23 protein-coding genes and 1 riboswitch are annotated in these 21,054 nt (G+C 33.7%); of the genes, 2 read left to right on the forward strand and 21 right to left on the reverse strand.

Annotation, left to right across the window (positions count from 1 at the left end; all coding sequences use genetic code 11):
* Nucleotides 1–75: 75 nt before the first annotated feature.
* The 17 genes from IL45_RS14070 to IL45_RS14150 form a co-directional block, all read right to left on the reverse strand.
* A complete protein-coding gene (locus IL45_RS14070; RefSeq protein WP_036585022.1) occupies nt 76–909 on the reverse strand; it encodes an alpha/beta fold hydrolase in 834 nt (277 codons plus the stop codon).
* 60 nt (nt 910–969) lie between these two features.
* Entirely contained in the window at nt 970–1,347 is a 378-nt protein-coding gene (locus tag IL45_RS15305; protein ID WP_235183362.1) for a hypothetical protein, read from the reverse strand.
* 126 nt (nt 1,348–1,473) lie between these two features.
* On the reverse strand, nt 1,474–1,893 hold the full coding sequence (locus IL45_RS14080) for a hypothetical protein (protein ID WP_036585026.1): 420 nt from the start codon (nt 1,891–1,893) through the stop codon (nt 1,474–1,476).
* Nucleotides 1,894–1,895: 2 nt separating this feature from the next.
* The gene (locus tag IL45_RS14085; RefSeq protein ID WP_036585028.1) at nt 1,896–2,513 is read right to left on the reverse strand and encodes an L-threonylcarbamoyladenylate synthase; all 618 of its coding nucleotides are present in this window, start codon (nt 2,511–2,513) and stop codon (nt 1,896–1,898) included.
* A 6-nt stretch (nt 2,514–2,519) separates the two neighbouring features.
* A complete protein-coding gene (locus tag IL45_RS14090; RefSeq protein ID WP_146128681.1) occupies nt 2,520–2,858 on the reverse strand; it encodes a hypothetical protein in 339 nt (112 codons plus the stop codon).
* A 12-nt stretch (nt 2,859–2,870) separates the two neighbouring features.
* Complete coding sequence (locus tag IL45_RS14095; RefSeq protein ID WP_036585035.1) at nt 2,871–3,080, reverse strand: hypervirulence associated TUDOR domain-containing protein; 210 nt, start codon at nt 3,078–3,080, stop codon at nt 2,871–2,873.
* Nucleotides 3,081–3,168: 88 nt separating this feature from the next.
* Nucleotides 3,169–4,554: an aldehyde dehydrogenase gene (locus IL45_RS14100; RefSeq protein WP_036585037.1), complete on the reverse strand. Its 1,386-nt coding sequence runs from the start codon at nt 4,552–4,554 to the stop codon at nt 3,169–3,171.
* Nucleotides 4,554–5,468, reverse strand: a complete 915-nt coding sequence (locus tag IL45_RS14105) for an ABC transporter substrate-binding protein (RefSeq protein ID WP_036585039.1) — start codon at nt 5,466–5,468, stop codon at nt 4,554–4,556. Before IL45_RS14105 ends, IL45_RS14100 begins: the two co-directional genes overlap by 1 nt.
* Nucleotides 5,469–5,551: 83 nt before the next feature.
* Nucleotides 5,552–6,235, reverse strand: a complete 684-nt coding sequence (locus tag IL45_RS14110; protein ID WP_036585040.1) for an RluA family pseudouridine synthase — start codon at nt 6,233–6,235, stop codon at nt 5,552–5,554.
* Between the two features lie 62 nt (nt 6,236–6,297).
* Entirely contained in the window at nt 6,298–6,636 is a 339-nt protein-coding gene (locus IL45_RS14115; protein WP_146128680.1) for a hypothetical protein, read from the reverse strand.
* 26 nt (nt 6,637–6,662) lie between these two features.
* Nucleotides 6,663–7,031 carry a DUF2200 domain-containing protein gene (locus IL45_RS14120; RefSeq protein ID WP_036585041.1) on the reverse strand — a complete coding sequence of 123 codons (369 nt, stop codon included), beginning with the start codon at nt 7,029–7,031 and terminating at the stop codon, nt 6,663–6,665.
* 76 nt (nt 7,032–7,107) lie between these two features.
* Nucleotides 7,108–7,566 (reverse strand): hypothetical protein, encoded by a 459-nt coding sequence (locus IL45_RS14125; RefSeq protein ID WP_036585043.1) that lies wholly within the window; start codon nt 7,564–7,566, stop codon nt 7,108–7,110.
* A 54-nt stretch (nt 7,567–7,620) separates the two neighbouring features.
* Nucleotides 7,621–7,992, reverse strand: a complete 372-nt coding sequence (locus IL45_RS14130) for a hypothetical protein (protein ID WP_036585044.1) — start codon at nt 7,990–7,992, stop codon at nt 7,621–7,623.
* A 69-nt stretch (nt 7,993–8,061) separates the two neighbouring features.
* The gene (locus tag IL45_RS14135; protein WP_036585046.1) at nt 8,062–8,526 is read right to left on the reverse strand and encodes an SMP domain-containing protein; all 465 of its coding nucleotides are present in this window, start codon (nt 8,524–8,526) and stop codon (nt 8,062–8,064) included.
* Nucleotides 8,527–8,573: 47 nt separating this feature from the next.
* Nucleotides 8,574–9,353, reverse strand: a complete 780-nt coding sequence (locus IL45_RS14140) for an ABC transporter ATP-binding protein (RefSeq protein WP_036585048.1) — start codon at nt 9,351–9,353, stop codon at nt 8,574–8,576.
* The gene (locus IL45_RS14145; protein WP_036585050.1) at nt 9,353–10,354 is read right to left on the reverse strand and encodes an iron ABC transporter permease; all 1,002 of its coding nucleotides are present in this window, start codon (nt 10,352–10,354) and stop codon (nt 9,353–9,355) included. Before IL45_RS14145 ends, IL45_RS14140 begins: the two co-directional genes overlap by 1 nt.
* Complete coding sequence (locus IL45_RS14150; protein ID WP_036585052.1) at nt 10,351–11,505, reverse strand: ABC transporter substrate-binding protein; 1,155 nt, start codon at nt 11,503–11,505, stop codon at nt 10,351–10,353. Before IL45_RS14150 ends, IL45_RS14145 begins: the two co-directional genes overlap by 4 nt.
* 30 nt (nt 11,506–11,535) lie before the next feature.
* Nucleotides 11,536–11,776, forward strand: a riboswitch (cobalamin riboswitch).
* Nucleotides 11,777–11,908: 132 nt separating this feature from the next.
* Between IL45_RS14150 and IL45_RS14155 the strand changes: the two genes are divergently transcribed.
* The gene (locus IL45_RS14155; RefSeq protein WP_036585054.1) at nt 11,909–13,870 is read left to right on the forward strand and encodes a TonB-dependent receptor plug domain-containing protein; all 1,962 of its coding nucleotides are present in this window, start codon (nt 11,909–11,911) and stop codon (nt 13,868–13,870) included.
* Between the two features lie 87 nt (nt 13,871–13,957).
* Here IL45_RS14155 and IL45_RS14160 read toward each other — a convergent pair whose 3' ends face one another.
* Genes IL45_RS14160 through IL45_RS14170 form a run of 3 tightly spaced genes read right to left on the reverse strand, consistent with a single transcriptional unit; the run spans nt 13,958 to nt 17,312 of the window.
* Nucleotides 13,958–14,896 carry an alpha/beta hydrolase gene (locus tag IL45_RS14160; protein ID WP_036585056.1) on the reverse strand — a complete coding sequence of 313 codons (939 nt, stop codon included), beginning with the start codon at nt 14,894–14,896 and terminating at the stop codon, nt 13,958–13,960.
* Between the two features lie 2 nt (nt 14,897–14,898).
* Nucleotides 14,899–15,528 (reverse strand): response regulator transcription factor, encoded by a 630-nt coding sequence (locus IL45_RS14165; RefSeq protein ID WP_036585058.1) that lies wholly within the window; start codon nt 15,526–15,528, stop codon nt 14,899–14,901.
* Nucleotides 15,525–17,312, reverse strand: a complete 1,788-nt coding sequence (locus IL45_RS14170; protein WP_036585060.1) for an ATP-binding protein — start codon at nt 17,310–17,312, stop codon at nt 15,525–15,527. Before IL45_RS14170 ends, IL45_RS14165 begins: the two co-directional genes overlap by 4 nt.
* A gap of 198 nt (nt 17,313–17,510) precedes the next feature.
* Here IL45_RS14170 and IL45_RS14175 point away from each other — a divergent pair, with 198 nt between their 5' ends.
* A complete protein-coding gene (locus IL45_RS14175; RefSeq protein WP_036585062.1) occupies nt 17,511–19,520 on the forward strand; it encodes a dipeptidyl-peptidase 3 family protein in 2,010 nt (669 codons plus the stop codon).
* A 100-nt stretch (nt 19,521–19,620) separates the two neighbouring features.
* Here IL45_RS14175 and IL45_RS14180 read toward each other — a convergent pair whose 3' ends face one another.
* Complete coding sequence (locus IL45_RS14180) at nt 19,621–21,000, reverse strand: DUF5723 family protein (RefSeq protein WP_051788745.1); 1,380 nt, start codon at nt 20,998–21,000, stop codon at nt 19,621–19,623.
* Between the last annotated feature and the right edge of the window lie 54 nt (nt 21,001–21,054).

The raw sequence follows: 21,054 nt of genomic DNA on the forward strand, positions 1-21,054 counted from the left end.
TAAGGTTATTTATAAAAAAAGGACTGATCATAATAGAATATGCTCAATCCTTTTTAATATCAAATGGAGATAATTTTATTTAATAAAATCCAATAGAATTTTGTTGACCTCATCTTTATGTGTCACATACAGGCCATGTGGAGCATCCTTTATAATTTCTAACTTAGAATCTTTTACAATAGAATGACCTTGTTTTGAACTAGGTTCAATAGGTACAATATTATCAGTATCACCATGAATGAATAGAGTAGGGACATCAATTTTTTTAAGCGCATCTCTTAAATCTGTGCGACCAAAAGCATTGATACAATCTAATGTCCCTTTAGGACTTGCATCTAATGCAATTTGAAAGTTATAATCTAACTGTGCTTGAGAAATACGTTCTTTGTTTTCCTCATAATTTACAAATCCAGAACCAAAGCCTTTTAAGAAACCGGCACGGTCATTTTTAATGCCATTTTCCATTCCTTTAAATACGTCATCTGGGGCACCGCTAGGATTATCATCTGTTTTTAATAAATATGGTGCAATTGAACTCATGAAGACTAGTTTGTCTATTTTACTAGTTCCAAATGTATCTACATATTGAGCTAACTCGCCACCACCCATGGAGAACCCGACTAAAATCACATCTTCAATTTCTAGTTGCTCAATGAGATCATTTAAATCCTCAGCCATGGTATGATAGTCGTAACCGTTCCAAGGACGTGATGATTTACCAAAACCACGTCTATCATAACTAATCACTCGATATCCGTTTTCTATTAACGTAGGTACTTGATATTCCCACATAGCACCACTTAATGGCCATCCATGAATAAGAATGATAGGTTGTCCTTCTCCTTGATCTTCAAAATATATACTGACGTCTGCATCGTGCTGTGCTGTCGTTTTTTCTAAATAGGGCATAAAATTATTTTTTATTAAAGATAAAAAACTAGATAAAAGTAGAATCTAATTTAATGTGAATTATGACTTTATTAATATCTGTTTCAATTTAGATATCAGATTAATAAGAAGATACAATAGGGCTGTTATCAGAATGATAGGAGCTTGAATGATGAGTGAAAATCGATAACGACTTACATAATCAATAGCCTTTGGATCATAGGTGTTTATATTAAATGGTTGCTCTGTAACTATATCCATTTGCAATAGAATATTCATGATAAGAAATAACGTTACAAAGAAAATATTAATGACAAGTAGCCAAAGGACTTTCCTATTCTTACCGTATGAAATCCATAAGGTAGACAAACCCATAACAATTAGAAACACATTAATTAGAGTAATATATTGATACTGTGCATAAACATAATAAGTGTCGCCTATGTTTATGTTTAACAAATCTAATCCATGATTTAAGATAAGTTAGGCTATACTAATTGAAGCAAATAATAAAAATATATAAGATATACTGCGATGAGTGTTTTGTGTGCAATAAGTCTTCAAAATCGATAAATATAAATTGAATTAATCTTTACCTACTTTAAAAATTTTAGCAACTAAATAGATGATATTGAGAATAATAAGCGCAATGAGAGCATAGGCAATGTACCAGCTATATGTTGTATAATCATCAAATCCCATATCATATGGGTTTACAAAATAAGTAAGATATAAAATGGAAGCACAAATAATAATTGCTGATGCCAGCATCAACCAGCATAAGTATGCAATAAAGGAGTTGTTTTTATCAGACCACAAAAGGAACATAAAACCTGGTATAGAAATAAACGCAGCATATATTAATAAAGCCTCACGATGCGCATCCTTAAAATAAGTGTCTGTTTCTACGTATTGTATAGTTTCAATGGGATTGTAAAAAGCTGTAATTACTAGAATAGCAACGATACCAAAGAGTAAATAAGAAACTAATCGCTCTACACGCATGACTATAACTCTACACTACCTTTTCCTTCTCTAATCAATACTGGTTCATTACCTGTTAAATCTATCACTGTAGAAGCAACGTTATCACCATAACCACCGTCGATAACATAATCCACCAGATGATTCCACTTCTCAACAATAAGACTAGGATCTGTAGTATATTCTATAACTTCATCATCATCTTTTATAGAAGTAGAAATAATAGGATTGCCCAGTGCCTGAACTAATCCTATAGCTATAGAATTATCTGGTACACGTATACCAACTGTTTTCTTTTTTTTAAATACCGAAGGAAGATTGTTATTACCTGGCAAAATAAAGGTATACGGACCTGGTAAATTACGTTTTAGAATTTTAAAAGTAGCCGTGTCAATTTGACTTACGTATTCACTTAAATCACTTAAGCTCTCACAAATGAAAGAAAAATTTGCTTTTTCAAGTTTTACACCTCTAATCTTAGCTACTTTTTCTAATGCTCCTTTATGATTAATGTCACAGCCTAGACCATAAACGGTATCTGTAGGATAAATAATTAGAGCGCCATCTTTCATAGCTTTTGCGATACGCTGTAACTCCTTGGGACTAGGATTGTCCTCATATATACGTATTAATTGTGCCATGATGTATTATGATTTATAAAACCAACTATGAATAGGGATAAAAAGTAAACCTAAAGCGATAATAAAAAAAATCAACTTCATCCAGAAGTAGACCTTACCGTTATCTAGATTTTCCTTAATCTCATATCTATGTTTCCCATTGCGATCTATTTTAATCATAACCGATTTTTTAGCCTTGTCAGCATCTTCGTCATAAAGTCTATAAACCACAAATGTCCCCAGCGCTATGACACTACTAATGACTAATAAGGTCATCCAGTCTGTAGATGACATTAAGAGAAATTGTAAGTCTGTAGATGTTGTACTGTAAAACATGATATAAAAATTCCTTATAAAGTTAATCATAAAACTTTATAACTAGGCTTTTTTAACTTCACTTTCTAACTTTAACACCATATCTCCATCATCTTGTTCAATATAGAGTGCTTTATTACCACTTTCACCATTACGGGTGACTTCATTACCACTGATTGTTTTGGTAACAGACTCTGTATAAGTTTCTTTTACTTTTCCTTCTGCTGTCCCATTTCCCCATTTCCATGATACATTACTACCTTCTCTAATCATTTTTTTATTTTAAAGATAAGAGCAATCTCGCTTTCGCGAAAGCGTAATAACAACATCTTAAGGATTCATTATGAGAATTTTATGAAGGTTAGAGCCATCGCAATGCTTTTTTTATGATGTTTAATTTACCATCGTATGGGGCATACTTTACAGGAATATCTAACCAGATGCCACGATGTACTATACTTTTTATATGTGAAAAAGTTTCAAAAGTCTTTTTACCATGATAATTACCAATACCACTATTTCCTACGCCGCCGAAGGGTAATCGCTCATTCACAAACTGTACAATACTATCATTTATAACGCCACCACCATATGAAAATCGCTGAATGAACCATTGCTCAAACCTAGTGTTATTACTAAATATATATGCACCCAATGATTTTTCATAAGAGTCAATCCACTGGATGATATCACCTTGATTCTTATAACTTATTATCGGAAGTATAGGACCGAAAATTTCTTGTTGCATCACGGTACTTTCTCTCGATGGTTCATCTAATAAAGTAGGAGCTATGAACAAAGAATTTATATCATGATCACCACCGATAAGAATCTGTTGATCATCTAACATTTCTACTAGTTTTTCAAAATGTTGTTTCCTTATTATTCTAGGAAAATCCGGACTTTCTTTAGGGTTTTCTCCAAAGAAATTATTTATTTCAGTCTGTACATGTTCAATAAATTCTCGTTTCACACTTTCATGAATTAATATGTAATCTGGTGCAATACAGGTCTGACCAGCATTGAGAAATTTTCCCCAGACTATTCTACGTGCAGCCACTTTAAGCGATGCACTTTCATGTATGACACACGGGTTTTTACCACCTAATTCCAGTGTTACAGGCGTTAAATGTTTTGCAGCGGCTTGATAAATTGCTTTCCCTACTGGTGGACTACCTGTAAAGAATATATAATCCCATTTGAGACTGGTCAGCTCTTTTGCAATGGCCGCATCACCTTGTATGACTTTTACATGTTGTGGTATAAAAGCTTCATCGATAATATCTTGCAATAGTTGCGATGTAGCGGTAGAAAATTCACTAGGTTTAAGAATTACGGTATTACCAGCAGCTACAGCACCGATTAAAGGAGCTAGTGCCAATTGAAAAGGGTAATTCCAAGGTGATATGATTAAAGTATTGCCGTAAGGTTCGGGATATTGACATGCTTTTGATGGAAAGTTAAGCAATGAAGGTCGCACTTTTCTAGGACTTGCCCATTTTTTGGTCTTTTTGATATACTTATCCAGTTCGCCAGTAATCACTTGATATTCTGTAATAAATGCTTCAAATTCACTTTTACCTAAATCATTAGCAAGCGCGTCATAGATTTCTTGTTCTTTGTGCTTTAAAACCGCCTTTAGTTTTTGCAGTGCGGTAATGCGATATATAACATCCTTAGTTTGTTGTGATTTAAAAAACTCTTGCTGTACCTGATGGAAATGGTGTATTTGATTAATCTCAGTCATTAGTGATGGATTAGTAATGAATTTGTAAAAAGAGAACCTGCCTTAAGGCTATGTTTTTCTAAATGATGTTCTTGTAACCATTTTAAAAATTCTTGCACTCTTAAAGGTTCCATAATTCCCCAATTTTTTTCATCACCCATGGCGTTGCATGTAATCCTAATGCATTCATTCAAATCGATTGATTTATCTGCTTCTGGTAAGTGTGGCTTTAAAATTTTTGCGGCTTGATCTGGATTTTTTTGAGCATATAAAAAGCCTAATTTAGTGGCTTTAAGAAATCTTGAATAGACCGTTTGTTCTTCTTTTATTTTATTGCTATCTACTACAATTACAGGCGAGTAAGAATAAGGTATCTGATAATTTTTTAATTTAAAAACGTTAAGATCTAGACCTTTTTGTTGTGCTTTTACACCTTCCCAATTCATAAAGATCCACGTTGCGTCTACTTGATTATTTTCTATAGTATTCCATATTCCTAACTTATCAGGATATTGGAGTTCTATAGAGCCAGAACCACCATCATTAATAATCATTTGTTTTATGATAGCATCTTCATATCGTGCCTTATAGCTTGCATATGATTTACCATCAAGATGTTTAGGTGATTCAATTCCTCTATTTGAAATACAGACCACTGCACTTAGATCTTCTTTAAAAAGTGTTGCTATCGCTTGAAGTGAAAAAGGACTTGCTTTAGTCTGATAGCTCATGACACTTTCTAGCGGACACAAAGCAAAGTCTACTAATCCTAGTTCTATCTTTTTTGCAGGTGTGATTTTATAATGATCTTCTCCAGCATGTATAATTTGTAGATCGATACCAGCATTTTTATAAAAACCCATCTGTTGTGCCACATAAAAGCCTACATGATTTGCGTTAGGAGTCCAATCTAAAGCAATTTTTAGTGATTTCATTTCATTCAATTTAATCACTAAAATAGAACCAAAGCGTAATATGTCTAGCCAATTTTATGTTAGAACTAATCAAATATTAACAGCTAATCAGATACGGCCTTCCATATTGCGTCACCAACGGGTACAGGCGCAATTATCTTCACAGGCTCTTTCTTTACAGGATGATTAAATTCTAACTGGCGAGCGTGTAAATGAATACTACCATCCTTATTACTGCGCCTCGCACCATATTTTAAATCACCTTTAATCACACAACCTATTTTACTCAATTGAGCTCTAATTTGATGATGTCTACCAGTTTCTAGCGCTATTTCTAATAAGGTATATCGATCTAGTTTTTGAACAACTTTATATGATAGAATGGCTTCTTTAGAATTAGGTACGGCGTGGTCATGAGCATAACTTTTATTCTGCTTTGTATTGCGTACTAAGTGATGAATCAATCGATCTTGGTTTTTGGGCGCTGTACCTTCTACTACTGCCCAATAAGTCTTGCGCGTCTCGTGATTTGCAAATAACTTGTTCATGCGTGGTAATGCCTTTGAGGTTCGGGCAAAAACTACTACACCACTAGTTGGACGGTCTAGTCTGTGTGTAACACCTAGAAAGACGGCTCCTGGTTTATCATATTTTACAGCAATGTATTCTTTAATCATATCAGGTAAAATGACATCACCTGTTTTATCGCCTTGTACCAAATCACCAGATTGCTTGTTCACGGCAATAAGGTGATTATCTTCAAATAGAATACGATTGTTAATGGACATGAAGTATTTAATTTACATTACAAATTTAATGCTTAAAATAGGTAACGACTCATGGATTATCGTTAATCTGGCTTAATGGGTAAATAGGTTTTTCTTAACCATCCAGCCACTAAAGTTCCAATAATAATCAACATGGTTAGATAAAAGCCTTTTCCTTTATGGATATGTATTGCTACAATAGCTGTCATATAAAGACTTAAAATGAGTGTTCCATAAAGTATCGTTCTATGATATATAAATAGCCCGATAGCTATTAGTAAAACTAAACCAGTTGTGATTAGTAGAGTAGGGCTGGTGCCTATTTTATCTAGTTGATCGTGCTTTACTATCTTTTCAAATGCATTTTGCACAAAGAAGATAATAACGGGAATACTAGGTAACCATAGCAATATAGTTTTCACGATATTTTTATAGCGCATGGATAGAATTATTTACGTAATATTTTTTCCATTTTACGACCTTTGGCAAGTTCATCTACTAGTTTGTCTAAATATCTACATTGTCTATATACTAGAAAATCATCTTCAATATCCTCAATACGGTATCCACAAATAACGCCTTTAATTAAATGAGCGTTGGGATGCATATTTGCTTCATTATAAAAGGTTTCAAAGGTTGCTTTTTCATCAATCAAGGTTTGAACGCGATTTGCATCATAACCAGTGAGCCATTCTATTACCTGATTTAATTCTGCTTTTGTTCTTCCATTTTTTTCTATTCTACTCAAGTAGTGTGGATAAACAGACCCAAAAATCATTTGGGCTACTTTCTCATTCTTTTCAGCGGTTACTTTCATAGTTAAATATTTTGTTGGAGTGATAGTTAGTCAAAAATTAAAATTTGCAATAGTCCTATAATCAAATTCACAAGCTCTATTCCGTTCCAAATACTTTTCCATTTAAGGTATGCGTGCAGCAATTGCAGTATGGGATCATATCTTTGGCTATTAAGTTTGGATTGGTTAATTGTAAATTATTTTCTACATCAACATACAATCCAGAGAAAAAAGAAGATTCTCCAGTTCTTACATATTCTTCTTTTTCATTTTCATCTAGTGCCACAATCCAAAATATAGGTTCTGTCTTATCTAGTCTTGAACTAGCCTCACTAAATATGTCATCCCAGTTCTTTCCGACCTTGGATAGTAAAAATCTGAATAAAGGAGTGTAATCAAGTCCTCTTTCTTTTTTACCTTGCATAGAACCTTTGGTCTGTTCTACAGTTTCTCGCTTTTTATTTCTAGAATATTTAAAATCACTTCCAAAATTGTGAATAACGCCTCTTGCACGTGTGTTTACTTTTCGATACAATGGTTTTTTGTCTCTATTCATGAATCTAATTTAATGAAATTCTAATTTGAAAGAATGTAGTTCAATCAAAAGATGTTATTGCGACTTCTTTTTCATATTAGATTTTACTAATCCGAGTCCTTTCCAGAATTCATCTGGATAGCTTAATTCTTTAGGTTTACCTATCCATCCATTGGTTAAGTCTAGTTGATAACCATTATCTAGCTTTTTATATTTTACAGAAGTAAATATTATTTTATCCCAATCACCTATATATTTTAAGCTATCTAACGATGGAGGATAATTACCTTCTCGCAGCTTATGTAACTCTATAAGAGATATAGCTGTTTTAAAATGCTGATCACCAAACTGTTGATTTGCTTTTTCTTTAAAATTATTAGGGTTGCAACTAGTGATTACTAGAAGTATTGAAAATGTAAAGATGAATCTGAATCCTTTAAAAATCATTCTTAATTTGTTTATCGTTCCTTAAAACTATAGAATAATAATAAAAAGGTAATTAAGCTCTATGTTATGCTAACTCCTTTTAAAAACAACTTCAGCTTGATCGATTTGTAATGTTGGATTTTTTGTAGCTATTAAGATTCCTTTAAATGTGTATGTGGCATTATCATCTATTGTTAATGAAGTATTTTTTCCTAGAAAACTCCAGTCTGTTTTACCGTTGATGCTCTTTTGCATTTCACCTATGGTAATGTATTTATCTGTTGGATCGATATCTATGGTGGCGATCCTTTTACGATTCTTAAACATTGTTAGTTTAAAGGTCAATGTAACTTCACCATTATACTCTATATCCATATCGGACCATAAACCAATTTCATCACCCATTTTAAGGTCTACTGTAAATTCTTTTAATATTTTGTTATCGTTATCAGTACTTATTTTATTGATGGATAGTCTGCCTATTTCTTCACCGGTAATGCTATCACAGCTCATTAAACATAGAGTAAAAATAAATATCGTAAATAAGTTTTTCATTAGACTGATTTTTAGAGTTTTTGCTGTTATGTTTAAGTTGATTGGATTTATAATTCTGTAGATTTACTTTGCTTAAACCTCAAACCAAGTTTACCATCTTTAAAATCTAATAAGGGTGATGGAAACATTTTCGAGAGCATACCTGTTGCTACGAATTCTGCTTTACTTTGATGAGTAAGCTTTAAATCATGTATGGCGAGTACTTCGTCTGCTAATGCTAGAGCAATACTTAACTCGTGACTAGAGAATATGATACACTTTTGATGTTGATGGCAATAATCTCTAAGTTTTAGTAATATTTCTGCTTTATGATGTACATCGAGATGACTGGTAGGCTCATCCATGACAATATAAGGCGTGTCTTGAACTAAAGCTCTTGCAATAAGTACGCGTTGCAATTGTCCATCACTTAACGTTGATAGCCTACGCGACCTCATTTTTAAGATCTCAAAATCAGTCATGATTTCTTCCACAATAGCGATATCTGATGGTGTAAGCTTTCCTATAAAATTAGTGTAAGGTGCACGACTTAAATATAAGATTTCTTCAACAGTTAAGAATTGACTGAACTCACGATTCGTAAGAACAACAGCAATAGATTTTGATTTATCTAAATCGCTAATATTGTTTATGTTAGTGTTGTTTATGTAAACAGCGCCTTTAATTAAATGTTGGTTGTTAGAAATAGCACGTAGCAAAGTAGATTTACCAGTTCCATTAGCACCTATAAGTGTGATAAATTTACCTTTCGCGCAAGCGATTTCTTTATCATTATGTGCAATAACACAATGACCATATCCTATCTGTAAGTGCTCTAAACGGATCATTAAAAATGTAGATTACGTTTTCTTAATATAAGCCAAATTACTAACGGCGCGCCTAGTAATGACGTCATAGCATTAATAGGTAATGAGTAATTTGAAAAAGGTAATTGTGATATAATATCACAAGCTAATAGGAGTGAAGCACCTAATAAAACAGCGGTGGGAATTAATATTTTATGATTTACCGTAGGCAATAGTAATCGTGCTAGATGAGGTACCGCTAGTCCTATAAATGCTATAGGTCCTGCAAATGCGGTTATGCTACCAGCTAGTAGACTAGTAATTATTATAATGATCCATCGAGTAGATTTAATGTTGATTCCCAAACTGCGAGCATAGGTCTCACCTAACAACATCGCATTGAGTGGTTTTAATATGACAATAACTAGTAAGCTAGAAATCAACAAAATAACTGTCAAGATTAAAATATCGCTCCATTCAAGATTACCTAAACTACCCAAAGACCAGAATACATAACGTTTCAATTGCTCGCTAGAACTGAAATATGATAAAATACCAACTATTGCGCTACTTAAGCTTCCTACCATTAACCCAACGATAAGTAATCCCATAGTATCTTTAATGCGCAACGACATGAGAATAATAAGCATCATTACTAATATACTACCTATAACACTAGCCGTAACAAGCCCTAATCCTGACACAGCACTTATCCCTAATACAGCACTGCCCATAACAACAAGTGCAACTCCTAATCCTGCACCAGATGATATTCCCAGTACAAATGGTCCTGCTAGCGGATTTCTAAATAGTGTTTGCATTAATAACCCAGCAATCGCAAGTCCAGCACCAGTTAAAATGGCCATTACGGCACGTGGTAAACGCATTTGGGTGATAATATAATTCTCTGATGCGCTATTATTTGCGCCTATCAATACGTCCCAAATTTTATGTGGTTTAATAAACACAGTGCCCAGACATATGTCTGCTATAAATAGTACAATGACAGCTATAATTAATAAAAAAAGGACTTTATTTTTCAATCGTTAAGCGGCTTAAAAAAGTAGAGTTGATGTTGCGGTAAACTATTAGGATGCAGTATTTTAACCAGATCTTTTAATACTAAATCTGGTCTCGTAGAAGCCTCTTCATAATAAGTAACACCACCACGAGCACCTACATTAAGTGCAAAGGTATAGACCTGTCTGTTTTTAAAGGCATCAAACTGGCTGTAAGCGCTATTATCTTTCTCCATGGCTCTATAGCTGGTATACTGCCCAGGCGCTATCCATATGTCAGCATTTTGCGCATCTGTAAGTACACGTTCTACATTATACGATAAAGAACCTGTACCAGTGGTATTTGTATAGATGTAATTACCATTTGCATCTGCAATAATTTTACCTTGCCACGAGTTTCCATAAGGTAGATACCAAGTATCTTTCCAAGTTGCACCAGCGATGATACTAGGTGATTCTAAGGTTTGAGCAAGTTTTTTGGTCTCAAGATATTCTTTCTCAATTTCTTTAAAAATACGATCTGCTTCTTTTTCTTTACCATATAACACACCAAAAAGCTTAATCCACTCTGCTTTACCTAATGGATGTTTCTCTATCCAGTCACCATTGTATATAACCGGTATTCCAGCCTTTTGAATTGATTCATAGATAGGATTATCACCATCAATTCCATATCCCATTACTAGATCTGGTTGCATGGTTAATACTTTTTCAACGCTTATGGTCTGGTTTTGTCCTAGTTCTTCAATACGACCTTTATCGATAAGTGTTCTAACGCTGTTATCACTGATGTAATCAGTACCAGGAAATCCTATAATTGAAGATTGCTCATCAATTAAAACGACTGGTGGTATATGAGTAGTAGAGCTTAGAATTATTTCTTTAATAGGAATGTTAATAATCTGAGGAGCATCAGGTTCTGGTATTCGATTTGTAGAATTACCGTTTTCTAATTTAAAAGAATATTCTAAATCTGCTTCTGGCCATGGGTTTTTTATAGTGATGTAATATCCTGTATCTGTGGAATTAATACTAAATCCAGTAGCGTATTTTATTTCTACATCTGGATATTTAAGGTTAGATGCTTTAACCTTTTCTATTGTTGTTGAGGTATCACTGTTTTTACACGACGTGATCAAGAATATGGAAAATAACAGAAAATATAAGTTCTTCATAGCGCCTCAAAAATACTATTATTAGCATACATTTGCCCTGTAAAATTGGTTTCTCTAGTTGGATTACGCTTTCGCGAAAGCGAGATAAATGAAGATTAGAGAATTAAAAGGGAATCTAGTGTAAATCTAGAACTGTTCCCGCAACTGTAAAGTTTACATCTTTTAATAAGATGTCTCGTAGAGATTTCTATCAAAAAGTCACTGAGTCTTGTACTTGGGAAGGCGATAGAAATAAATAAGTCAGGAGACCTGCCAGCTTACACAAACTAATTGTTAACCTTCGGGATAAAGGTAGCGAGTCTTTTAAGTAAGTTTAATGGTTGATCCTTTCTTATATGATCACCCATTAGTACCGTGCTTGATATGATTTCTCTTCTCTTTTCCCGTATTTAAAATCATTAAAATGAACAAAAAAATCATTGCCATGAGCGCTATGATGGTAGCTGCTGTGTCGGGAATTGCACAAGTAGATTCTACTGCAACTAAACTGGATCAAGTACTTATTAGTGCAGATTCTAAATTTGAATTAACAAGAAAAGATAGCGGTAAACCTGTTATCAAAATTACCAGAGCAGACATTGAAGCACAAAGCGCAGCAAGTCTAGCAGATTTATTAAATCAATATGCTGGTATTGAAATGAATGGCGCACGCAGCAATGCTGGACAGAATCTAGGATATTTTGTACGTGGTGGTAGCACTAGACAGGTAGCATTTTTAATTGATGGTGCACAAGTGAGTGATGCAAGTAACATCAGTAATGAGTTTGATATAAGATTAGTAGACCTTAATCAAATCGAGGAAATAGAAATACTTAAAGGTGCTGCGAGTACTTTATATGGTGCAAATGCTAGTACTGCTGTAATTGATATTAAGCTGCGCAAGTCGCCAGTGACTGGTGTGCGTGTAACTGTTGCCTCATTTATTGGTACTAATAAAAGCGTAGAACAAGCTAATAATGGTCCCGATGAGTTTACTAATAGTGTACAATTACAAGGTACTGCAAAAAATGGTTTGACCTATGGAGTAGGTTTTAACCATCAAGCAACTAATGGTGGTCTAAGTGCTGCCGAAGCTGCAGATGGAGCCTCACCTAATGAGTCTGACGACTTTAATAGGGTCAACCTATTAGGTAGAATAGGATATGACAACAGAGAAGACTTTAAAATTTCTAGTTATTTGTCTTTTGATGAGTATACTGCCGAATTTGATGATTTTACATTAGTTGACGCAAATAATGAAACCTATAGCCGTCAGGTACGATGGGGAACTAATGTCAACTGGAAATATTCTAAAAAAGGAGAAATTGTTTATACAGATGTGAGTACACATACCCGTCGTGACACGAGAAGTAGTTTCCCATCACTTTACAACGCCGATGGTTATTCATTAGATTTATATAACAAGTACACCTTTGATTTAGGAAAGGAATCTTCATTAAAAACGATATTAGGATTTAACTTTAGAACAGATCGCTATGAGGATTTTAGCATCCCGTTCGGAAGTTCTAGTTTTGAACAAAATGCTGATAAAGATGACGTTAATGCACAGATTTATGATCCGTATTTAAATGTTGTTTATATCAGTGATTTTGGTCTCAATGTAAATGCTGGTGCTCGTTATAATAAGCATAGTAATTATGATGGACAGGTGGTTTATAATTTAAATCCATCATATAGATTTGATTTAGGTAAATCTACTTTTAAAGTCTATGGTAGTTATAGTACGGCTTATATTACACCATCATTATTTCAATTATATGCTGCCGGTTTTGGCAATGATGAGCTAGAACCAGAAGAAAATACTACTCTTGAAGCTGGTTTATCTTGGACTAAAGGTAAGAGTACAGTCACTGTAAGTGCTTTTCAACGTGATGAAAATAATCTTGTACAGTTCGTAACCATTGATCCTGTAAATTTTATTTCACAATATCAGAATGTTGAAGAAGAGTTAACTGCAAAAGGTATAGAAGTTAGTGGTCAGACCACATTGTTTGATAAATTAATGCTGACAGCAAACTATAGTTTTATAGAACGTAATGATCAATCTTTATTGCGCCGTATACCGAAACACAAAGTTAATGCTAGTGCAAGAGTTGAAGCTATCGCAAGAGGATTTATAACCTTAAGATATCAGTACAATGATGATAGAGGAGATTCTTTCTTTAACTCAAATACATTTACTAATGATGCTGTGGTATTGAGTAGTTATCATACAGTGGATCTAGACCTAACTTATGGGTTGAAAAATGTACCGGCTACATTTTTTGCTGGTATCAACAACGTTACAGATACTGATTTCCAAGAATTGTTTGGATATCAAACTAGAGGTAGAACATATAAAGTAGGAGTGAGGTACCAATTTTAAATTAGGTCTATCTTTAATTATGAATCCCATTTCAAATGTCTTTTTTGAAATGGGATTTTTTATTTTTAAACTAATTAAATACTTCAATTAGTTTAGTAAGTAGACTAATGCTGGTGCTACTCTTTGTCTCCAATAGTTTTCATCATGCTCATGTCCTTCAAATTTGATAGACCTATAATTAACTGATGTATAACCTTTTTCTATAAACATACTATCCACACGCAGCTGGTATGGTTCATAATCTTTATCTAGTGTTTCTGTTCCATAATCAAAGTAAATGCGATGATTCTTTGCCGGTGGTATGGTTTCCGGTAGACTTTCTATAAAAGCTTCACCTAAATAAGGAACAGGCCAGTGTGTACTCAGACAACCTGCGTTACCGAAAATGTTAGGATATTCCATAATTGCATACAGAGATATTAATCCGCCCATACTGCTTCCCATGATGATATTATCTTTAGGTTCTACAGATACTTGAAATTTGTTTCTTACAAAAGGTAATACTTCCGTGGTTACAAATTTTAAATACTCGTCTGAGTAGAGTTGGTTATAACCAGTGTTTTTCTTTAATTCAGATTTTGCAAATTTGGATTGTGTTAATTCCTTAGGTTGTTGTGGCATATACTCATTCATGCGCTTCTTAGAATGTGACCATGTTGTAACTACAATGGTAGGCTTAATAGCATTAATGACAGATAGGGAATCCATTTTCTCATCTATTTGCCATGCTTTGCCATAATTTGAAGAACTTTTGTTGAATACATTTTGCCCATCATGCATATATAATAATTTATAATCTACGTCGGTTAGAGGATAACCTTGCGGTAACCAGATTTCTAATTGACGCTGGTCAACATAACTAGACTTAAAGTTATTAAAATATAGAATAGTGTCGTTCTCTATTGGATTTTGAATTTCAAAACTACTGATATTTGTTGTCGCTATAGGTGTAAATATATTAGTGGGCGACTGATCTTTACAGGAGATAATTATAAAAATGAAAAGAAGATATTTAAATGCTTTCATGTTTATTGGTTATAATGGCCATAACGTTGTAAGGCATATTTGTAGAGCTCATTTTTACCTTCTAATTGTAATTTATGAATCATATTTTTTCTATGTTTAACAACGGTACTCACTGCGGTTTGTCTTTCTTCGGCAATCTCTGCAGATGTTTTTCCTAATGCAATAAGTTTCAGGATTTCAGTCTCGCTGCGCGATAAAGGTTGTACATCATCATTTTGTTCTTTTTTATTGACCTCTTCAAGGTCAATTGCTTGATCAAAGTAATTTTTACCAGATGCGACTGTTTCAATCGCTTTCTTAAGTTCTGTTAAGGGACTTATTTTAAGGACATATCCATCTGCACCTGCATCTATCATCTCCTTAATGGCGCCAGGATTATCATACATACTTAAAGCGATTACTTTAATGTTTTTATTTAAAGATTTAATAGCAGTGCATAACTCAACACCATTCATAATAGGCATGTTAATATCTGTAAGTACCACTTGTGGTTTTACAAACTTGAGCATTTCTAACATTTCTTTTCCGTTAGGCGCGTTCCCTATGACCTCGATATTAGAATCTTGTTCTAGAAAAACCTTAAGACCATCACTGAGCGAGATGTGATCTTCGGCAATAGTTATAAATATCATACTAGGGGAATTTCAATATTAATAGTGGTTCCACGTTTTAGTTTAGTATCAATTTCCATAGTACCATCTAAGTTTTGAACTCTAGTATTAATGCTATCAAGACCTGTTCCATTATTATTTAAATTTTCTGGAATAAAACCATTACCATCATCTTCCACCATAATACTTACATGGTCCTCATAGCCAGTTAATATAATGCTTGCGTTTTGTGCTTCGGCATGTTTGATGGTGTTATTGAGCAGTTCTTGAATAATTCTAAAAAGACCTAACTCCATACTATTGCTTAAATTACCTTGTAAACCATGATGTATAACTTCAACCTGTATGGACTTACCGGCGTTAATACGGCTAGCAAGTTGCTCTAAAGTACCTATTAAACCATGTGAACTTAGAACACTACTTTTTTGAGCGTGTGATATATTGCGAACTTTAGTATACGTGTCATTCAATAAATCATAGGCGTTTTCTAGTATTTTTTTATTTTCTACTTGATTACTTTTACCTATAACATTTTCAATACACATACGAGCAGTAGTCAAGGAACTGCCTATATCGTCATGTAAATCTTGAGCGATTTTTTTACGTTCTTTTTCCTGTCCAGTGATCATCGCATCAATACCTGCTAATTCTTGATCACGCAGTAATTTTTCTTCTCTTTGTTTTTGAGCTTCAGCTTGTGCGGCAAGTAATTTTTGCTTTTGTCTCATTCTATTAAATAGATAAGCACCTATTCCCGAAATACAGGCAAGAATAAAGAGCAATAAATAAATTTTGTTCTTACTAGTCAGGTTTTTAGCAGTTAGCTCAGCGTTTTCAAGATCTTTTTCTGCTGTTTCATATTTGGTCTGTAGTTCCTTTAAGTTTTGAGCGATGTCACTACGTTCCAAAGAATCCTCTTCTGATATGAACTGATTGTAGTAATCAATTGCTTCTTTGTAATTACCAGCAGCCGTTTGAGCATCGGCTATGTTGCGCAACAAGCCTACACTTAATTCTTTATCGTTTTTATTTTTAATCAGTTCTTTGGCTTCAATTAAATTATCTACCGCAGCTTGATTTTTACCTATAGCCATTTGTAACATGGCTAGATTATTAAGTCTCACGGCGATATCAAAAGTGTCTTTTTTTGCAATGACGTCTGCAAGATTTTTTTGATAATAAAATAAAGCAGAATCATTTTGTGCCTGATAGTAATGTAAGGTTCCTAGATTAAATTCGGTATCAATCAATTCTTGTTTTAAATCATTCTCGATACTTATGTTTCTCATCTCATAACAAATATCCTGTGCTTGTGCATAATTACCCAATTGTATTTCTTTGAACATGAAATAGAATTTACTTTTAATCAAAAGAGTAGGGTCGTTAAGCTCTGTCGCAATAGATAGATTTTCAATCATTAGCGACTCTGGCGCTACCTGTAATTCTGATGCTGAATTACTAAGTTCCATCATGTAATCGTTTGCCATAAAAATGACACGCTTATCATCAGAATGATTTTTTGCTTTTTGTAAATCTTTATAAGCATTTTCAAAATCATCTATGGCACATTTAATACCGCCAGTAGCTAGAAAATAAAGAGCTTGATCACTTTTATTTAGGTCATTAACATCGTGATTTTTTACTATTTCTCTTAATTGCGCGATGTCATTACGGTTCAATATATTCATGACACTATCTAGTGGTTGTGCTTGCGCAATAACCTGCTGTATAGATGTAAGGATTAACACGATAGTGATTATAAATCGAGTTGTCGATTGGTGATTGTAAGGGAAAAGTCGAGCCATTATATAAGTAGGGAACGTTATACTTTCAAATATAATAAACTATCGGTTAGGAATCTTCCCCTTATAAAATCTATTCCTACACGTTATTTACTACTTGTTTATTTTCTTAAATTTGGTTTCATTTAGTATGGGTTATCATGTTACGCTTTCGCGAAAGCGTAATCCAAACCATTAAATTATTTTAAACAATTGTATTTTATGAAATATTTAAAGATTGCTAGCATTGTACTAGCAACAACAGCGTTAATTTCTTGTAATGATAAAGTACCTGAAACAATGGAGGCTCCTGTTACAGAATTTAGCTATGATGTGACTGAATTTGCTGACATAGGAGTTTTAAGATATCAAATCCCAGGATGGGAAGAATTAAATCTTCAACAACAAAAACTTGTTTATTATTTAACTCAGGCAGGATTGAGTGGTAGAGATATTATCTGGGATCAAAATTATCGCCATAATCTAGAACTGCGTAAAGGTCTAGAATCTATTTACACGTCTTATAAAGGTGATGTAAATGATGTAGACTGGAAAGAGTTTGAAATTTATCTTCATAGAGTATGGTTTGCAAATGGAATCCATCATCACTACAGTATGGATAAGATGAAACCAGGATTTGATGAGGACTATTTTAAACGTTTAATGGCACAGACTAATGTGACTATAGCTGAAGACGTGTGGATGGTCATGTTTAATGATCAAGATGCTAAAAAAGTTGATAAAGCAAAAGGAAAAGATATTGTACTAGCTAGTGCGGTTAATTTTTATGGTCCTGATGTAACTGAGGAAGAAGCCAGAGCATATTATAAAAGTATCAATGTAGACCCTAATGAACCTATTGAAGTGGGATTAAATTCTCAACTTGTAAAAGAGAATGGTAAACTCGTAGAGAAAGCTTATAAAAGTGGCGGTTTATATGGTCCAGCGATGGATCAAATGATTTACTGGTTGCAAAAAGCTCAAGGAGTGGCAGAAACCGTTGAACAAGCAAAAGCTATAGGTTTGCTTATAGAGTATTATGAAACAGGTGATTTACATAAATGGGATGAATACGCTATTGTATGGTCTAAATCAACAGATGGTGCTGTAGACTGGATAACAGGTTTTGTAGAAGTTTATAATGATCCTATCGCATATAAGGGTAGTTATGAAACTATTGTACAGATTAAGGATTTTGATATGTCACGTAAGATGGAAGTGTTAAGTTCAAATGCTCAATGGTTTGAAGATAACTCGCCTTTAATGGATGAACATAAAAAGGAGAAAGTTACCGGTGTAAGTTATAAAACGGTAAATGTGGCAGGTGAGGCTGGAGATGCTAGCCCTGCGACTCCAATAGGAGTTAATTTACCTAATAATGTATGGATTAGAGAAGTGCATGGTAGTAAATCGGTTTCTTTAGGTAACATTATTGAGGCTTATGGTAGTTCTGGTAGCTCAGGTAGATTAGAAGAATTTGCCTTTGATGATGAAGAGATTGCTCTTGAAAAAGAATATGGTGCGCTTGCAGATAAATTACATACTGCATTACATGAAGTAGTAGGTCACGCATCTGGACAAATTAATGAAGGTGTTGCAACGCCTAAAGAAACTTTAAAAAGTTATAAATCTACTATTGAGGAAGGTAGAGCCGATTTATTTGGTCTATATTACTTAATGGACCCTAAACTAGAAGAGCTAGGTCTTGTAAAAGATTGGAAAAAAACTGGAACAGCTGCATATGATGGTTATATAAGAAATGGATTGATTTCTCAATTAGTACGTTTAGAGTTAGGTCAAGATGTAGAAGAAGACCATATGCGTAATAGACAATGGGTGAGTGCATGGGTTTATGAAAGAGGACAGGAAGATAATGTTATTGAAAAAGTAACTAAAGACGGAAAGACCTATTATGACATTAATGATTACGAAAAGTTGAGAACACTTTTTGGTGAATTATTGAGAGAGACTCAACGTATTACTAGTGAAGGTGATTTTGAGGCTGCACAAGCACTAGTTGAAGACTATGGTGTTAAGGTAGATCAAGATTTACATCGTGAGGTGTTAGATCGTAATAGTCAATTTAAAACACCAGCTTATAGAGGTTTTGTAAATCCTATGATTACACCAATTATGGAAGGTGATGAGATTACATCGTTTACCATTGAACAACCAGAGACGTTTGCAGATCAAATGTTGATGTATTCAGAAAAGTATGGTCATCTAGACTAATCAGTAATAGTTTAAAATTTAAGAGGCTCATAAAAAGATTTTATAATCTTTTTATGAGCCTCTTTACTTTGGTTTAAATAAAATAGGTTTTTGATTTCTTTTAGATCAACTCTTTAAATTTATTCTTTTTCTTTTTTGATTTTAAACGATGATGGAATGGTATTTTGAGACCTATATAAAAATCAGCAGCTTGAGAATCTTCTGAAATAAGGTTACTAAGAATAGATCCAGAACCAAAGCTCAATGGGCCAAACCTTAATCCTGCGCCCCAAGTCATATCAGCATATTCTACAAAACTAATATTAGTATATAATGTAAATAGTCTTGATTCATACCTAGGAACTATCGTTGTGTAATTCAATTGATTATTACTATAAGGATCTGTCGATGCATTTAATCCCACAGCGCCTGTTGCAGCAATGTAAATATTGCGATCAACGCGTAGGTCTATGGCATATCTGAGAGCAGTAGGTAATTGAACAGTCACATCCTGTGTATTAGAAATAAAAGAATAATTGTCTTCAAGACCTTGTTCAAAATCCTCGTCAAAATCTGAAGCACTTACCGTACCAGATACAGAGTATGTGTCGATATTGACGTCTTGATAAGTAATGCTTCCTATATCAGTTATACTTAAACCTAGTTTAAGGCGGTATTGATTATGACCTCTTAAAGCTAGTGAGTCTAATTTACGGTCCTTTTTAAGTTCTGGACGATACTCATAAATTAAACCAATATCACCACCTATACTTGAACTACCGTTACCAAAATCAAAGTCGTCATCTTCATCTGTCGAATTAGCAGCGGCATATGATAAATCACCATTTGCAGATATAGTTTCAGCAACAGAATCATAAGAACCATTGATACTATTTGAGTTCATGAAAAAGCCACCAGCTCCCAATAAATATTTTGCTGTTACACCAGCTTTTAAGAAATGATTTTTTTTATTCATCACTACAAATCCGTAGGTTAATCCAGCCTCTGCCCAGGCATGTGCGGTACCATTAAGGTTTTCCATATCGATGTTAAAGTCTTTATTGAGGATATCGCCATCTTGTAAGGTTTCAAATAGATTACCATTTACCTCTCTTAAATTTAAATAACCTCTAACACGAGTCGATATAGCTAGACTATGCTTATCTGATAGATTAAAAAGAAAAGATGGTCCTAGTACATCTAAGTTTTGATACACATTATTATTTTGACTAGGGAAACGCATTCCAGATTCTTCAAAACTGATACCGCTGGCATCATTAAAAAGTTCTGAAAAGTTGAAAGCATAGTAATCATTAGAGGTTGTAGAGGATACTTGAAATAAATTAATATCCGTTTTAAATCTTGAATCTGCCAGATTTGCAGGATTAAAAGAAAGGCTAGTAATGCCTGAATAATTATCAGTTTCTTTTCCAGAATAACTTTGTGCGATACTTAAAAAGCTTATTAAGAACACTATAGCACTATAAAATAATTTTCTCATTGGTTAAGTTTAAATTCAAAATTAAACCTAATCAATGCTTCAAGTCAATACCCT

Origin of the sequence: Nonlabens ulvanivorans, from assembly GCF_000732625.1 — a bacterium.
GTDB lineage: Bacteria > Bacteroidota > Bacteroidia > Flavobacteriales > Flavobacteriaceae > Nonlabens > Nonlabens ulvanivorans.

Coding starts and splice junctions, on each gene's coding strand:
- IL45_RS14070 (WP_036585022.1), bottom strand. CDS start 909: ATGCCCTATTTAGAAAAAACGACAGCACAGCACGATGCAGACGTCAGT.
- IL45_RS14080 (WP_036585026.1), bottom strand. CDS start 1,893: ATGCGTGTAGAGCGATTAGTTTCTTATTTACTCTTTGGTATCGTTGCT.
- IL45_RS14085 (WP_036585028.1), bottom strand. CDS start 2,513: ATGGCACAATTAATACGTATATATGAGGACAATCCTAGTCCCAAGGAG.
- IL45_RS14090 (WP_146128681.1), bottom strand. CDS start 2,858: ATGATTAACTTTATAAGGAATTTTTATATCATGTTTTACAGTACAACA.
- IL45_RS14095 (WP_036585035.1), bottom strand. CDS start 3,080: ATGATTAGAGAAGGTAGTAATGTATCATGGAAATGGGGAAATGGGACA.
- IL45_RS14100 (WP_036585037.1), bottom strand. CDS start 4,554: ATGACTGAGATTAATCAAATACACCATTTCCATCAGGTACAGCAAGAG.
- IL45_RS14105 (WP_036585039.1), bottom strand. CDS start 5,468: ATGAAATCACTAAAAATTGCTTTAGATTGGACTCCTAACGCAAATCAT.
- IL45_RS14110 (WP_036585040.1), bottom strand. CDS start 6,235: ATGTCCATTAACAATCGTATTCTATTTGAAGATAATCACCTTATTGCC.
- IL45_RS14120 (WP_036585041.1), bottom strand. CDS start 7,031: ATGAAAGTAACCGCTGAAAAGAATGAGAAAGTAGCCCAAATGATTTTT.
- IL45_RS14125 (WP_036585043.1), bottom strand. CDS start 7,566: ATGAATAGAGACAAAAAACCATTGTATCGAAAAGTAAACACACGTGCA.
- IL45_RS14130 (WP_036585044.1), bottom strand. CDS start 7,992: ATGATTTTTAAAGGATTCAGATTCATCTTTACATTTTCAATACTTCTA.
- IL45_RS14135 (WP_036585046.1), bottom strand. CDS start 8,526: ATGAAAAACTTATTTACGATATTTATTTTTACTCTATGTTTAATGAGC.
- IL45_RS14140 (WP_036585048.1), bottom strand. CDS start 9,353: ATGATCCGTTTAGAGCACTTACAGATAGGATATGGTCATTGTGTTATT.
- IL45_RS14150 (WP_036585052.1), bottom strand. CDS start 11,505: ATGAAGAACTTATATTTTCTGTTATTTTCCATATTCTTGATCACGTCG.
- IL45_RS14155 (WP_036585054.1), top strand. CDS start 11,909: ATGAACAAAAAAATCATTGCCATGAGCGCTATGATGGTAGCTGCTGTG.
- IL45_RS14160 (WP_036585056.1), bottom strand. CDS start 14,896: ATGAAAGCATTTAAATATCTTCTTTTCATTTTTATAATTATCTCCTGT.
- IL45_RS14165 (WP_036585058.1), bottom strand. CDS start 15,528: ATGATATTTATAACTATTGCCGAAGATCACATCTCGCTCAGTGATGGT.
- IL45_RS14170 (WP_036585060.1), bottom strand. CDS start 17,312: ATGGCTCGACTTTTCCCTTACAATCACCAATCGACAACTCGATTTATA.
- IL45_RS14175 (WP_036585062.1), top strand. CDS start 17,511: ATGAAATATTTAAAGATTGCTAGCATTGTACTAGCAACAACAGCGTTA.
- IL45_RS14180 (WP_051788745.1), bottom strand. CDS start 21,000: ATGAGAAAATTATTTTATAGTGCTATAGTGTTCTTAATAAGCTTTTTA.